At 38.4% G+C, this 15,427-nt stretch carries 14 protein-coding genes, 1 pseudogene and 1 riboswitch; of the genes and pseudogenes, 8 read left to right on the top strand and 7 right to left on the bottom strand.

The window, feature by feature from the left end; genetic code table 11:
- The first annotated feature begins 20 nt into the window (after positions 1–20).
- From ACQQ2I_RS02485 to ACQQ2I_RS02465, 5 genes are all read left to right on the top strand, one after another.
- On the top strand, positions 21–1,199 hold the full coding sequence (locus ACQQ2I_RS02485; protein WP_431028987.1) for a pyridoxal phosphate-dependent aminotransferase: 1,179 nt from the start codon (positions 21–23) through the stop codon (positions 1,197–1,199).
- 176 nt (positions 1,200–1,375) lie between these two features.
- Positions 1,376–1,490, top strand: a riboswitch (SAM riboswitch).
- A gap of 89 nt (positions 1,491–1,579) precedes the next feature.
- Positions 1,580–2,398 (top strand): MetQ/NlpA family ABC transporter substrate-binding protein, encoded by an 819-nt coding sequence (locus ACQQ2I_RS02480; protein WP_431028985.1) that lies wholly within the window; start codon positions 1,580–1,582, stop codon positions 2,396–2,398.
- Positions 2,399–2,470: 72 nt separating this feature from the next.
- The gene (locus ACQQ2I_RS02475) at positions 2,471–3,496 is read left to right on the top strand and encodes a methionine ABC transporter ATP-binding protein (RefSeq protein WP_431030431.1); all 1,026 of its coding nucleotides are present in this window, start codon (positions 2,471–2,473) and stop codon (positions 3,494–3,496) included.
- A complete protein-coding gene (locus ACQQ2I_RS02470) occupies positions 3,489–4,160 on the top strand; it encodes a methionine ABC transporter permease (RefSeq protein WP_431028983.1) in 672 nt (223 codons plus the stop codon). The genes ACQQ2I_RS02475 and ACQQ2I_RS02470 overlap by 8 nt, the downstream gene beginning before the upstream one ends.
- Before the next feature lie 7 nt (positions 4,161–4,167).
- Positions 4,168–5,301 carry an alpha-hydroxy acid oxidase gene (locus tag ACQQ2I_RS02465; protein ID WP_431028982.1) on the top strand — a complete coding sequence of 378 codons (1,134 nt, stop codon included), beginning with the start codon at positions 4,168–4,170 and terminating at the stop codon, positions 5,299–5,301.
- Positions 5,302–5,389: 88 nt separating this feature from the next.
- Here the strand turns inward: ACQQ2I_RS02465 and ACQQ2I_RS02460 are convergent, their stop codons facing one another.
- From ACQQ2I_RS02460 to ACQQ2I_RS02445, 4 genes are all read right to left on the bottom strand, one after another.
- Complete coding sequence (locus tag ACQQ2I_RS02460; protein WP_431028981.1) at positions 5,390–6,580, bottom strand: glycine C-acetyltransferase; 1,191 nt, start codon at positions 6,578–6,580, stop codon at positions 5,390–5,392.
- Between the two features lie 180 nt (positions 6,581–6,760).
- A complete protein-coding gene (locus ACQQ2I_RS02455) occupies positions 6,761–7,387 on the bottom strand; it encodes a YczE/YyaS/YitT family protein (RefSeq protein WP_431028980.1) in 627 nt (208 codons plus the stop codon).
- Positions 7,388–7,646: 259 nt separating this feature from the next.
- Positions 7,647–8,132 carry a Cys-tRNA(Pro) deacylase gene (gene ybaK, locus ACQQ2I_RS02450; RefSeq protein WP_431028979.1) on the bottom strand — a complete coding sequence of 162 codons (486 nt, stop codon included), beginning with the start codon at positions 8,130–8,132 and terminating at the stop codon, positions 7,647–7,649.
- A 77-nt stretch (positions 8,133–8,209) separates the two neighbouring features.
- Positions 8,210–8,941 (bottom strand): putative metalloprotease CJM1_0395 family protein, encoded by a 732-nt coding sequence (locus tag ACQQ2I_RS02445; RefSeq protein ID WP_431028976.1) that lies wholly within the window; start codon positions 8,939–8,941, stop codon positions 8,210–8,212.
- Positions 8,942–9,081: 140 nt separating this feature from the next.
- On the opposite strand from ACQQ2I_RS02445, the gene ACQQ2I_RS02440 reads away from it, so the two are divergent.
- On the top strand, positions 9,082–9,924 hold the full coding sequence (locus ACQQ2I_RS02440) for an EAL domain-containing protein (RefSeq protein ID WP_431028974.1): 843 nt from the start codon (positions 9,082–9,084) through the stop codon (positions 9,922–9,924).
- A 9-nt stretch (positions 9,925–9,933) separates the two neighbouring features.
- Complete coding sequence (locus ACQQ2I_RS02435) at positions 9,934–10,878, top strand: GGDEF domain-containing protein (protein WP_431028973.1); 945 nt, start codon at positions 9,934–9,936, stop codon at positions 10,876–10,878.
- A gap of 76 nt (positions 10,879–10,954) precedes the next feature.
- On the opposite strand, the pseudogene ACQQ2I_RS02430 reads toward ACQQ2I_RS02435, so the two are convergent.
- A pseudogene (locus tag ACQQ2I_RS02430) lies at positions 10,955–11,245 on the bottom strand (DNA topoisomerase III); the annotation flags it as partial.
- A gap of 177 nt (positions 11,246–11,422) precedes the next feature.
- Here ACQQ2I_RS02430 and ACQQ2I_RS02425 point away from each other — a divergent pair.
- Positions 11,423–13,612, top strand: coding sequence for a DNA topoisomerase III (locus ACQQ2I_RS02425; RefSeq protein ID WP_431028972.1), 2,190 nt, complete (start codon positions 11,423–11,425; stop codon positions 13,610–13,612).
- Positions 13,613–13,795: 183 nt separating this feature from the next.
- On the opposite strand, the gene ACQQ2I_RS02420 is transcribed toward ACQQ2I_RS02425, so the two are convergent.
- Positions 13,796–14,731 carry an AlbA family DNA-binding domain-containing protein gene (locus tag ACQQ2I_RS02420; protein WP_431028971.1) on the bottom strand — a complete coding sequence of 312 codons (936 nt, stop codon included), beginning with the start codon at positions 14,729–14,731 and terminating at the stop codon, positions 13,796–13,798.
- A gap of 101 nt (positions 14,732–14,832) precedes the next feature.
- Complete coding sequence (locus ACQQ2I_RS02415) at positions 14,833–15,417, bottom strand: hypothetical protein (RefSeq protein WP_431028970.1); 585 nt, start codon at positions 15,415–15,417, stop codon at positions 14,833–14,835.
- Positions 15,418–15,427 lie beyond the last annotated feature (10 nt).

Genomic DNA, 15,427 nt, shown 5'->3' with positions numbered 1-15,427 from the left:
AAAAAATAGGTGATTTATAGATGGAATTTTCAAAGAGACTACAACAGCTACCACCGCAATTTTTTGCCGCACTTGCGAGCAAAGTGGCCCAAGCAATCGCGGAAGGACGAGACATTATTAACTTAGGACAAGGGAATCCAGACCAGCCGACTCCACTACATATTATTGAAGCATTACAACAATCGGCTGAAAACCCACTCACACACAAATATTCGCCATTCCGCGGAATACCCGAGCTACGTCAAGCAGCAGCTGACTTTTACTGGCGAGAATATGGTGTAGAGATCAATCCGAATACGGAGGTTGCCATTTTAGGTGGAACGAAAATTGGACTTGTGGAACTACCACTCGCGATGTTAAACCCTGGAGACTATATGCTACTACCCGACCCAGGCTATCCAGATTACTTATCTGGGGTTGCGTTAGCCGATGTGCAGTTTGATACGATGCCGCTCATGGCTGCAAATGATTTCTTACCCGATTATGATGCACTGTCACATGAAGTGAAAAAGCGCGCGAAATTAATGTATATTAATTACCCAAACAATCCAACAGGTGGGGTTGCAGACCAGGCATTTTTCGAAAAAACAGTCGCATTCGCTCGCGAAAATAACATGATGGTGGCACATGATTTTGCTTACGGAGCAATCGGTTTTGATGGCGTGAAGCCAGCAAGCTTTTTACAAGCAGCAGGTGCCAAAGAAGTAGGCATCGAACTTTATACATTATCAAAATCTTACAATATGGCAGGCTGGCGCGTTGGTTTTGCCGTAGGAAATGCAAAAATGATTGAGGCCATTAATATCATTCAAGATCATTTATTTTGTAGCCTCTTCCCTGCCGTACAACATGCAGCAGCAGAAGCACTATTAGCAGAGCAAGATTGTGTGGAGGCATTACGGGCTACATACGAAAGCCGTCGCAACGTACTAATCGAAGAAGCGCGTCGCATCGGCTGGGACGTAACGGCGCCAAAAGGTTCATTCTTTGCATGGTTACCAGTACCGGAAGGATTCACTAGCCAACAATTTACCGACTTATTACTCGATCAAGCCGATGTCGCTGTCGCATCCGGTAACGGCTTTGGCGAATACGGCGAAGGCTATGTACGTGTTGGCCTACTCGTTTCTGAAGAACGAATGAAAGAAGCCATTACCCGCGTGGAAAAGTTAGGGTTGTTTAAAGTCCCTGCTAACTAACGGTATTTGGTGGAGTTCTTGCTACAATGCGAGAACTCCTTTTTTTCAATTTCAACGTCATTTCGAATAATATTTTTTTGATAAATTAAACTTTTTAAAAAAAACATTAAATTATTATTGCGAAATGATCAAATTATCTGTATATTAAGTTTCATAGTTTTTAATATAATGTTTCTCTCTTATTAAGAGTAGCTGAGGGACTGGCCCAATGACGCTCGGCAACCAACAAATGGCCTATTCATTTGTACGGTGCTAATTCCTACAAAACAAATTCGTTTTGAAAGATAAGAGTGGTGTTTGAATTTGTATTCATTGCCTCTCTTTTCACATAGAGAGGCATTTTTATTGAAAACAAAACAAACATCTAGGAGGATTTACAAATGAAAACAAAAAAATTCGGTTATTTATTCGCAAGTGCAGTACTTGCACTTACATTAGCAGCTTGTGGCAATGATGAACAATCCGCAGATCAATTAAATGACGGCGTAATTAAAGTCGGCGTAACTGCTGGTTTACATGAGGAAATTACAGAAGTGGCGGCTAAAATTGCAGAAGAAAACGGCTTAGAAGTTCAAATTGAAGTATTTTCAGATTACGTTTTACCAAACACGGCTTTAGTAGAAGGTGATCTTGATGTGAACAACTTCCAACACGGACCATTTTTAGATAATTTCAATGCGGATCGCGGCGAGGATTTAGTAGCTGTGGCAGATACAATTTTAAATCCAATGGGCTTCTATTCTGAAAGCTACACATCGATTGATGATGTACCGGAAAGTTCAAAGATGGCAATCCCAAATGACCCAACTAATGGGGGACGTGCATTAGCAGTCCTTGCTGAAGCAGGTTACATTACATTGACAGACGGTGTTGGCATTAACGGAACAATTTACGATATTGTAGAAAATCGGAAAAACTTTGAATTTATTGAGTTAGAAGCAGCGCAAATCCCAACACAACTTGGCGAAGTAGCAGTTGCAGCTATTAATACAAACTTTGCAATGGAGGCTGGCTTAAGTCCAAAAGAAGATTCCATTTTACTTGAATCAGCAGACTCTCCGTACATAAACGTAATCGTTGTACGCCCTGGTGACGAGGATGGCGAAGATTTAAAGAAATTCATTGAAGCATATCAATCAGATGAAGTTCGTCAATATATTGAAAAAACATATGACGGTGCAGTAATCCCTGGCTTCTAATCTAACAAAATTACAAAAAGTTATCGGTATCCATTTATCGATAGCTTTTTGCACTAGAAAGGCGAGAGAATGATGATTCAACTTCAATCGATTGTAAAGCAATTCAAATCGAAAAATGGTGTATTTAACGCTGTTGACCACGTAGATATTCAAGTGAAAAAGGGAGAAATTCACGGTGTCATCGGTTATTCCGGTGCTGGTAAAAGTACGCTTATCCGTTGTGTAAATTTACTTGAGCGTCCAACAAGTGGCAAGGTCATTATTAACGGTGTTGACTTAACAAATGCTTCGATAGAACAACTTCAACAGTCCCGCCAAAAAATCGGCATGATTTTTCAGCATTTTAATTTACTGAAAACAGCTACTGTTTACGATAATATCGCTATACCTTTAAAGTTATTGGGCTATAGCAGGCAAGATGTAGAAGCAAAAGTAACAAAATATGCAAATATTGTTGGTTTATCTGATAAACTAGCAAGTTATCCAAATCAACTATCAGGTGGGCAAAAGCAACGTGTAGCGATTGCGCGTGCTCTTTCACAAGAGCCTGAGATTTTATTAAGCGATGAAGCAACAAGTGCATTAGACCCTGAAACAACCGATTCTATTTTAGACTTATTACTCGAAATTAATGAACAGCTTGGGATCACGATTTTATTAATTACCCATGAAATGAATGTCATTCAAAAAATTTGTGATTACGTGTATGTATTGGAAAAAGGAAAGCTTGTAGAACATAATACGTCCATTGACTTATTTACAAAACCACAGCACCCAACAACACAGAAATTCTTAAATACGATTTCACAGCGAAATTTATCGGATTCACTCATTGAGCAACTCAATTTAACAGGTGCTGTCATTCGTTTGACGTTTGTCGGTGAAAGTACAGGCAAGCCACTAATTGCAGATGTCGCAAACCACTTTAACATCCAGCCAAATATTTTAGCAGCGAATATTATTGAGCTAAAAAACGGAATTGTTGGTAATATCGTCGTTCATATCAACGGAACGCCGTCTGAAATTAACGCCATTACAAAATACCTAACAAATAACGGTGTACAAATCGATATGTTAGGAGGTACAACAAATGAATAATGGACAAAGCTTTTTAGAGAAATGGAGCCCTATCATTGGGGAGGCAGTCATTGAAACATTTCAAATGACCTCTATTTCATTAGTTATTTCGATTGCACTTGGTGTACCACTCGGCTTAATACTTGTGTTAACACGCTCAGGGCAATCATTCGAAAATAAATGGCTATACCAAATTTCAAACTTAGTGATTAACATTATTCGTTCCATTCCGTTTATCATTTTATTATTCTTTATTTTACCGTTAACGAAGTTTTTAGTCGGTACAACCATTGGGGTTAAAGGTGTTATCGTACCACTTGTTGTGTACACAGCACCTTATATCGCCCGTTTAATGGAGACAGCACTACTTGAAGTATCACCTGGTGTCGTAGAAGCCTATACAGCAATGGGCATTAAACGTCGACATATTATTTGGAATGTATTACTTCGTGAGGCTCGTTCATCGATTGTACTTGGTTTAACGATTGCTACGGTTGGTTTAATCGGGGCTACAGCGATGGCTGGTCTTGTAGGGGCAGGCGGCCTTGGTGACTTAGCTTATCGCTACGGACATATTCGCTTCCAAGTAGACGTGATGTATACAGCCGTATTTATCTTAATTATTTTAGTACAAATTGTTCAATCGATTGGTAATCGTGTTGCCACAAAGCTAAAAAAGGACTGATGATGTGATGAGCAAAGAAGATTTACTATTAAAAAATATTAATGGCGATAAGCCTTTTCCGATTTGCTTTGATGATTTAGAAAAAGCAGTAGCAGAAAAAATACCAGTTGGTCCTTATGGCTATGTCCGCTCTGGGGCAGGTGGAGAACAATCGCTTCGCAATAATCGAAATGCCTTTGCCAAATATTCGATTGTGCCACGCTTTTTAACAGATGTCTCGAATCCAGATACATCGATTGAGCTGTTTGGTAAAAAGCACCCTACCCCATTTTTATTTGCACCGGTTGGGATGAATAAAATGGCACATGAAGATGGGGAATTAGCCGTTGTGCGAGCAGCTGAGAAACTAGACATGCCATATATTCAAAGTACCGTTTCAAGCTATGCGCTAGAAGAGGTAGCGGAAGCTGCGCCGAATCATACAAAATGGTTCCAACTGTATTGGTCCACAAATGAAGAAATTGCCTACAGCATGGCATCTCGTGCAGAAAAAGCTGGTTTTGAGGCAATTGTGCTAACGGTTGATACAGTGATGCTTGGTTGGCGTGAAGAAGACGTACGCAACCAGTTTTCACCTTTAAAGCTAGGTCTTGCACGTGGAAATTATGTGAATGACCCTATCTTTACATCCACTTTAAAAGACGATTCATTTGAAGCATATGTAGAAGGTGTACTCGCAAATATTTTTCACCCAACATTAAATTGGGACAATGTACGTGAATTAAAACGCCGCACAAATATACCTGTGCTAATTAAGGGGATTTTACATCCGGAAGATGCACGATTAGCTGTAGAAGCTGGGGTAGACGGTATCATCGTATCGAATCATGGCGGACGCCAATTAGACGGTGTAATTGGTAGCTTAGATGCTCTTCCTAGCATCGCGGAAGTGGTGAAGGATCGGGTTCCTGTATTGCTTGATGGTGGTGTATACCGCGGAATTGATGTATTAAAAGCACTTGCATTAGGTGCGACAGCTGTCTGTGTAGGTCGCCCGTTTGTATACGGTCTTGCCTATGATGGTGAACATGGTGTGTACCAAGTAATGCAAAATTTATATAGTGAATTTAAAGTATCCATGAGCTTATCTGGCCAACGAACGATTGCAGGACTTCGCGATATAACACTTGTACGAGAATAAAGAAAATTAGTTTAGTTGTTTGGTTTACTTGCCTAATTTAATAATTTACTTGCTAAAACCGTTCCTCAGCAGAGAAACGGTTTCTTTTTTATTTAATTACCCCTAGCTCACGACCAACTTTTTCGTAAACGGATAAAGCATCATCTAGCATTTCTTTCGTGTGGGTAGCGATTGGCATATTACGGACACGTCCGGTTCCTTTTGGTACGGTTGGGAATACGATGGATTTCGCATAGACACCTTCTTCAAATAAACGCTTCGAAAAAGTTTGTGTTAATTTCTCGTCACCGATAATACACGGGGTAATCGGTGTTTCGGAATGCCCAATATTAAAACCAAGCTGCTGTAAACCCGTCTTTAAATAATGACCATTTTCCCATAACTGATCGTGTAGCTCTGTCGATTCCATTAACATCTCCACCGCGCGCGTAATCGCTGCAACGTCCCCTGGTGGTAAAGCTGTGGAAAATAAAAACGGACGGGAACGCACCTTTAACCAATCAATCAAGCTTTTCTTCCCGGCTACATACCCACCAACAACACCAATGGCCTTTGATAATGTACCGATTTGGAAATCGATGTCATGCTGCAAACCGAAATGCTTTACCGTTCCAGCACCCTTTCCCGTTACACCCGAACCATGTGCATCATCGACATATGTGATGCAATCAAACTCTTTTGCGATGTCTACGATTTCCGGTAGTTTAGCCAGATCCCCGTCCATTGAAAATACGCCATCTGTGATAATCATGATTTTCTTGTAAAGGCTGGATTCCTTTGCCTCTTTTGCTTTTGCACGAAGGTCATCCATATCGGAGTGATTGTAGGCAATAATTTTTGCTTTCGACAGGCGACAGCCGTCAATAATCGAAGCATGGTTTAATTGATCCGAAAGAATGGCGTCATGTTTATCCATGACCGCTGAAATGGCCGCCATATTGCAGTTAAAGCCGGATTGATAGCTGATCGCTGCTTCTGTTCCTTTGAATTTCGCAAGTGTCTCTTCTAATTTCACGTGTAAATCGAGCGTGCCGTTAATTGTACGAACAGCGCCTGCCCCAACGCCGTATTGTTCAATTGTGCGCTGCGCAATTTGTTTTAATTGTTCATTTGTTGCAAGACCAAGATAGTTATTGGAGGATAAGTTAATTAAGCTTTTACCGCGCACTTGAATCACTGGACCGTTCGCACCTTCTACTGGGTCAATTTCATTGTACAGCCCTTGCTCACGTAGCGCCTCCAAGTTTTCCTCTAAAAATTGTTGTAATACGTTTGACAAAGCTCCCCACCCTTTCACTTTTCAGATTATTAATATTTTAGCATATCCCTAATTTTGCGAATGAGATAAAAAGTTATACACATTTCTTATATTTACTCACATTCTCCTGTTGATTATTCAGAAAATTTGTGCATAAGTAGTGTGTGAATCCGATTTCATAAAAAAATAAGCTGTGGATAACTACTTATCCACAGCTACTTCGTCAATAATATGGTGCAATTTTTTTCTGAAATAATGAAGACTCGGCTGAATAATATACCCCGTTCCTAACGCTAAAATAACTGTTCCTGCTCCTACAGGACCGCCCAGTAGCCACCCTACTGATGCTGCGAGTACTTCCATCACCATGCGTCCCACCCGGACTGAGACACCAAAATTCTCCACTAAAATCATCATTACGGTGTCACGTGGTCCGGCGCCAAGCTCAGCGGATATATATAATCCACAACCAATGCTTAATACAAAAAAGCCTGCTATAAAATAAATGAATTGAAACACAAACAGATTTGCTTCTGGCAGTAACCAGTTAAACAAATCAATAAAAGAACCAATCAGCAACATATTGAGCCACGTTGCCATTTTAGGCCATGCTTTTAAATAAATCGACGTACATAATACAATAAATAACCCGGTTAAAATCGACCATGAACCAATCGTGAGACCGACTTGCTTAAATAACCCAATATGTAATACGTCCCAAGGGCTCGTGCCGACGCTACTTCCTTTAATCGTTAGCGTAATCCCTAATGACATGACGATCAGACCCGTGAAAAAAAAGCCCCATCGCCACTTAAATTGTTTTGACATGATGTACCTGCTTTCTATAAATGGACACTGCACGGTGATTTTGACCGCTGATGAGCATGTTTTGCTCGGATAGCCGAGGGTTTTGACCGCATACGAGCCCTTTTTGCTCGGATAGCCGAGGGTTTTGACCGCATACGAGTCCTTTTTGCTCGGATAGCCGAGGGTTTTGACCGCATACAGCAAGGTTTTGCCCGGACCGGGTTATTTTGACCGGATGCAGTGACTTTTTGCTCGTTCACGGGCTCGTTTTGACTGCTTGCTACTCTACAACGTGCGCAAATTTTGCTTTCGTCACATGTGCTAGATCAGTAGGAGCGAGCTTCATTTGCATACCGATTTTCCCCGCGCTGACAATCATAAACGCTAACTGTTCTGCCGATGCATCAATAAATGTCGGGAATAATTTCTTCATGCCCACTGGTGAACAGCCGCCGCGCACATAGCCTGTTAAACCGAGTAAATCTTTTACTGCCAGCATCTCGATCTTTTTTTCGCCTGCCACTTTAGCTGCTTGCTTTAAGTTAAGTTCTACTGCAACAGGTACAACAAAGACATAGTACCGATTGCCCCCTGCTGTAGCCATTAATGTTTTAAACACATGTTCAATCGGTTGCCCAATTTTAGTCGCCACTGTGACGCCATCCACCGCTTGCCCATCTTCTGCTGTATATTCCAATAATTCATGTGAAATTTTTTGTTGTTCGATGAAACGTACCGCATTTGTTTTTGTCACCTTTTTTGCCACACGTATCCCCTCTTTCTTCTATTATTATATCGCAAAACAAAAAAGCATAGATGTCTCTATGCTTTGAAAAACATAGCTTATGCTGTTTGGGAGAATGTCGGCTCATTTAAAGAACGATAGCCGTTTTTTACCATCGCGATATGGCTTGAATAGTTCATACTGGCCTTTTTAAACGTCCGGTTGTATAACAAGCTCTCAAGCTCTCGCCCCGTTAATAGTGTGCCTTGCGACGCATCTCGCTCTTCAAAATGATTCATAAAGCGCGCTGGTATTTCGACGCTTGTATCAACACCTGCAAAGGGTTCCGTTTCTTCTTCGTCGGATGGACTAGCAATCGCTGCACGTGTTTGCTCGATTTGCGCTGTTGCACTTGCCGCTACACGCAAATCTTGTGGGGATGGTTCATCTGGTGCCAATGCCGCCGCTTTGACCTTCTCTAAAATGGTTAGCGTTTCCTCTTGCATACTAATCGAAACTTCGCCATCATCGATGTATCGCTTGTTATCTGACCCGTCTGTGTACGTTATTGGCCCCGTTACACGACCGTCCATTGACTGATGTGCCGTACGTTCAAGCTGTTGCTCGTCACTTGCAGGTGCTTCAAACTCCCTCTTCGCTTGATCAGCTGCATGCAATTCTTTTTCTGTTTTACCAGAAAGTAAGTTTTCTAATACTTCAAGCATCTCATTTTTAGGCGACTGATATTGGGCATTCTTTTTGTAAGCATCGCCCATTTCACGCCGCTGTATGGCACGCTTACGCTGTTCTAAATCAAAACTCGTTCCCGTCATTAATTGAGCAATCTTCATCTTTCTCCCCCCATTCCTTTATCAATTGAGTCGTATCGATTCGATAAATTAAATTATTAAAAAATATTTTACTAAATTTTCACAAAAACTCAACATTTCATCGTTAAAATAAAACGAAAGACCGATGATGAGGTGTACCAATGAAATCTACGCAAGTACCAAAAGCTAGTAATTTTTTATCCTATAGAAAATATATTCTCGAACGCCGTAAAAATTACGTTACATATACGCAACAAGCAAACGCATTACAAACCATTTTAGAAAACAAAGCATTAAATACGTACTTCCAACCAATTTTAGATGTACAAGAAGGCAAAACATTCGGGTTCGAGGCACTCAATCGACCTGCTCTCCAAGCATCCTTTGAAACAACCGATGCATTTTACGAATTTATTGGAGAGTCGAACAATGTATTTGCCTTTGAATGTTTATGTCGCAACTTATCATTGCAACGCTTTCATGAACGGGCGCCGCAACACTTTAAACAGCAACAACCGGTGTTATTTTTAAATATTCACCCCCATGTGTTGTTGGATGTAAACTATCATAGCGGTGAAACGAGACAACTGTTAAAGCAATATGGCTTATCACCCGAGCAAGTTGTATTTGAGTTGACAGAACGTAGCGCTGTCACAGACTTTCAGGAGTTTTCACGGGTACTCCATCATTATCGTCAGCAAGGATATCGCATTGCCATTGATGATGTCGGTTCAGGTTACAACAGTTTAAAAACACTCATTTATTTAAAGCCGGAATTTATTAAAATTGACCGTTCGCTCATTCAATATATTGATCAGCAAAAACCACAGCAACACTTGCTTAAAATCTTATTGAATTATGCCAAGCAAGTCGATACAAAAGTCATTGCAGAAGGAATTGAACGGATGGAGGAGCTTCACTATTTACAAACAGTAGGTGTGCATTATGCACAAGGGTATGCAATTGGTAAACCCGCTGAACAATTAGACAAAGTACATGTATAGGAGAAGGATATGAGCATTGAAAATATCATACAGACTGTTCCTTGCATCGATGAGTATACAAAAAGCAAAAAGGTAGATCAATTATTCGTTGAAGATCCTACATTACGAGGGATTGTTGTGCTTCGTGAAGAAAAACCGATTGGACACATTTCACGCACACATTTTTATGAAAAAATCGGTACAAAATATGGCTATAACTTATATATGGGGCGAGAATGTAGCTTATTATATAAATCTTCCGCGCTTGTTGTGGATTATGCGATGCCGATTACGGACATAAGTCAACTGGCGATGAAACGAGAAGAGCCAGACTTATACGACGATATTATTGTGACAAAAGAACATTGCTTTAAGGGTGTTGTGAGTATTCGCGCATTACTGTTAAAATTAGCCGAAACACAAGTGAGAATCGCCAGCTTTATGAATCCGCTCAGCCACTTACCAGGCAATCATGTCATCGAACAAAAAATGCAAGAGTTGCTCGATCTACCTAATTACAGTTTAATTTATTTCGATTTAGATCACTTCAAAAAATACAATGATTTATATGGGTTTAAAAAAGGCGATAAAATGCTACTTTATTTAACGGATATTTTAAAGCACTTCATCAATATGCCGAATATGTTTTTAGGGCATATCGGTGGAGATGACTTTGTCGCGATTGTCCCACATTACGATGTGGCGCCACTTTGTAGCAACATTATTGAAGCATTTGATCAGAACATTCGTAAATTTTATGATGATTTTCATCTCCATCAAAACTTGCTCGTTCCTGGACGCAATGGTGAGCTAGAACCGTTTACTGTCTCTTCATTGTCCGTTGCAGTTGTGACCAATGAGTACAAACAATACGATTCCATCGAGCATCTTGCAACAACCGCTGCTCTAGTAAAAAAACATTGCAAAAAAATAAAAGGTAGTTGCTTCCTAATTAATGAGCCGATTTATAGTTAACATGAACCTAAAAAAGGATGCGCATTCAATGTGAGATGCGCATCCTTTTCGCTTATTTATTAAACATTAGCACTTCTTAATCAAATTTCAGTCCTTTTAATGCTTCGGCTAGGGCATTGTTGACAGGCTCTTCTTGATTTTGTTGCTTTAAATATTTTTGGACACTGCGTTTATCCACTTTGCCGCCGCCTTCTTTTTTACGACGTGCTTCAAATGCAGATAATTTTTCGCGGTACCCGCATTTACATACAAAAATTTGCCCTTCGCCTTCCCCACGTAACTCGAGCTTTTTCTTACATTGTGGACAGCGCGCATTTGTCACACGTGAAACATTTTTACGGTGTCCACATTCGCGGTCTTGGCAGACATTCCTAAATCATATGAGAAACCAGCATCAATTAATAAAGTTTTTTCATAATTATTGTATAATACCTAAAATATAAAACCAATTAAATACCAATTATTATTCCAATCTGTTTAAAATAAGTATAAGTAAAAAGCATGTGCTATATTAAACACAAGGAAGTACGAAAGGATGTTATATATGGCTAAAAGTTTAGTATTAGCAGAAAAACCTTCAGTAGCACGCGATATCGCAAATGTGCTGAAATGTAATAAAAAAGGAAACGGTTACCTTGAAGGAGATAAATATATTGTTACTTGGGCTTTAGGTCACTTAGTAACTTTAGCTGATCCAGAGAGTTATGACGAGAAATATAAGAAGTGGAATCTAGAAGATTTACCAATGCTGCCGGAACGTTTAAAGTTAACAACAATTAAGCAAACAAGTAAGCAATATAATGCGGTAAAATCACAGCTAACGCGTAATGACGTAAATGAAATTATCATTGCAACAGATGCTGGTCGTGAAGGTGAATTAGTAGCTCGTTGGATTATTGATCGTGCGAAAGTGAATAAACCAATTAAACGTTTATGGATTTCATCTGTTACGGATAAAGCAATCAAAGAAGGTTTTGCAAATTTAAAACCTGGTAAAAATTACGATAACCTTTATCATGCAGCTGTTGCACGTAGCGAAGCAGACTGGTATTTAGGGCTGAATTCAAGTCGCGCACTTTCCACAAAATATAATGCTCAATTAAATACAGGACGAGTGCAAACTCCCGTAGTAGCAATGGTCGCAGCACGTGAAGATGAAATTAAACATTTCAAACCACAAACGTATTATGGTATCGAAGCTCAAACAAAAGAGTTGAAATTAACATGGCAAGATGCAAATGGGAATTCTCGTAGTTTCAATAAAGAAAAAATCGATGCGATTGTCAATTCTTTAGGAAAACAAGATGCAAAGGTTATTGATATTGAACGTAAGCCAAAGAAATCTTATGCACCAGGTTTATATGACTTAACAGAATTACAACGCGATGCGAATAAAATGTTCGGCTACTCGGCTAAAGAAACGTTAAATATTATGCAAAAACTGTACGAATCACATAAAGTATTAACGTATCCTCGTACAGATTCGAGATACTTATCTTCAGACATCGTTAGCACCCTTCCAGAGCGTTTAAAAGCGTGTGGTGTGGGCGAATATCGTCCGTTAGCGAACAAGGTGCTGACAAAGCCAATTAAAGCGAATAAATCGTTTGTAGACGATAGCAAGGTATCAGATCACCATGCGATTATTCCTACAGAGGAATATGTAAACTTCTCTGCATTTACTGATAAAGAGCGTAAAATTTATGATTTAGTTGTGAAGCGCTTCTTAGCGGTGCTATTCCCGGCACATGAATTTGAGCAATTAACGGTACTAGCCCAAATCGGCAATGAAAAATTTGTTGCTCGTGGTAAAACGGTATTAAATGCTGGTTGGAAAGAAGTTTATTCGAATCGATTTGATGATGAAGAATCAACTGACGATGTAAAGGAACAGTTACTTCCTCGTCTTGAAAAAGGGCAAACATTACAAACGAATTTAATTGTACAAACATCAGGCCAAACAAAGCCACCTGCACGCTTTACAGAGGCTACTTTATTATCGGCAATGGAAAACCCTACGAAGTACATGGATACACAAAATAAACAGCTTGCAGATACGTTAAAATCAACTGGTGGACTTGGTACGGTTGCAACACGTGCAGACATCATCGAAAAGCTATTTAACTCGTTCCTAATCGAAAAACGTGGAAAAGACATTCATATTACATCAAAAGGAAGACAACTATTAGACTTAGTGCCAAATGAATTAAAGTCCCCTACTACAACAGCTGAGTGGGAACAAAAATTGGAGTTAATTGCTAAAGGCAAACTGAAAAAAGAAACATTCATTAATGAAATGAAGCAGCATACAAAAGAGATTGTATCTGACATTAAAAATAGTGATAAGAAATTCAAACACGATAATATTTCAACAAAATCATGCCCTGATTGTGGCAAGCCAATGCTTGAGGTAAACGGTAAAAAAGGTAAAATGCTAGTTTGTCAAGATCGTGAATGTGGTCACCGTAAAAACGTTGCGCGTGTTACAAACGCACGTTGCCCTCAATGTAAGAAAAAGCTGGAACTACGTGGTGAAGGCGAGGGTCAAATCTTTGTATGTAAATGCGGCTATCGTGAGAAATTATCTGCTTTTGAAGCTCGTCGTAAAAAGGAAGGCGGCGGTAAGGTTGATAAGCGTAGTGTACAAAAGTATATGAAGCAGCAAGAGAAAGAAGCAGAGCCTATTAATAATGCATTTGCGGATTTATTAAAAGGCTTAAAATTAGAAGAATAAATGAGTGGTTCTTAAGATATTGAATTAAAGTAATAGTCATCTTATTAATTTTATAAAAATCAGGATTCTTTCATAAGTAAATTTTAATTATATAACCTATTTTCAACATATTATAAAACTCGCTATCTAACTTATCAAAAAGATAGCGAGTTGTTTTATTATCTTTAAAGATTTTTAAATGACTTATCTTTGCAATCGAGCGTTGCTAATATTAATAACTCCCGTATAACTCTCCTTCCCAGTCACGTCTATTAAAGTTATTTGACCAGAATAAGAATCCATTAAAGCATTAAGTTTAGTGTATTCTTCTTGTGTTGGCACTTCGAAGCCTAAATTAATTCTAAGCGCATCGTTAGGAGGAATTTTTATAAAATTATTCTTGCTAATATCTTCCCACTCACTTTGACTTCTTGGAATAAAATATCTAGAAAGATTTAATGTAGTAACTAATTCATCCTGATTGTAAATTTTAATACTTCCACCTGTAATTAAATTAATTCTTGAACCCGTATTAAGTACTGTTATTAAACAATCCCATGAAATAATTTTAGCTGAAAGTGATGTACTTATAACCAATTTGTTACCACCATTGAAAGGCTCCAAACGGTAAGGGGGAACTACATTTTTTTCACGTTCTAAATACATCGAATCAAGGTCGTATTTATCAGCTGGTTTAGTTCGGGTGCCTTTCCTTATAGGAATGTACATTTCCCTACCTTTATATAAACGAAGCATATGTGGTTTGTTAAATGACATTGGAATATGAATAACTATTATATTTTTACCTTCTACTTCAATTTCTAAAAATTCAATAGTAAACGGTTCAAGCACCTTACGATTAATTATATTAGCTAAAGTAGCAACGTCATTAGGTAATACCACATGATGTAAATCACCACTTGAACCATCAATACCTACTATAATATTTCCAGCACCGTATTGTGAATTTGCCATAACAGTTAAATCCTTAGCAAATTCATTTTTTCCTTCATCAGTTGATACATCCCAGAACTCTCGTTTTAATTCCATTATCGGATTCTCATATTGTGCTCCAGATTTGATTTGATTACTGATTTGTTTAATTTTCTCTGCATTAAATAATTCTTCTCTTTCAAACAAGTTCCTACACCTCTTTAAAATGTAATACCGTTTAGCTACTTTACATATTTAAAAATACTTTTATAGAATTTAAAAATGATAGTGAGTTTTGTTGAATAAAACTATAAAAAATCGATTAATTTCAACATAATTTTTGCCTTAATTTCTTTATCTTTTACTTTTTCTGTCCAATTTAAAAGGAATTCAATATTATCATTATTAATATTATTGCACCCCAATGTAATCATCCACAATAACCAATCTCCAAAATGATCATCTGTATATGGGTCATTATGATTTTTATTATCACTGTATACGATTTGGATAAGTGTTTCGGCATTAATTAAATCTAATGTATCAATTAAATAGCCGATAATATAATAATCTGGTTGAGCACTTTCTTTATATAATTTGTCTCGCAAAAAATCGTTATTAAGAATTGTTTGAGCAACATTCCCAAAACCGAACTTTTTAGCAAGGGACTCTGAAAGTGAACGCGTCATATGGTAAGTAGGGTTTCCGTATTTATGAATCGAATTATAATTTTGCAATAAGAATACCCACATTTCTACCGCTAGATTAAAATCAATTTGTGCTATTTTTATTATTAGATCTTCTAATTCTGAACTATTCGATTCGATATCATTTTTTAAAACCTCAAAGGTTTCTAATAATATACCTTTCTTTCTCTCTATATTAACTCCCATTATCATCTCT

The sequence above is a fragment of the Lysinibacillus sp. LZ02 genome (assembly GCF_050613145.1).
GTDB lineage: Bacteria > Bacillota > Bacilli > Bacillales_A > Planococcaceae > Lysinibacillus_B.
The sequence above is the reverse complement of the archived record's forward strand: the minus strand, read 5'-3'. Positions and strand labels throughout refer to the sequence as shown.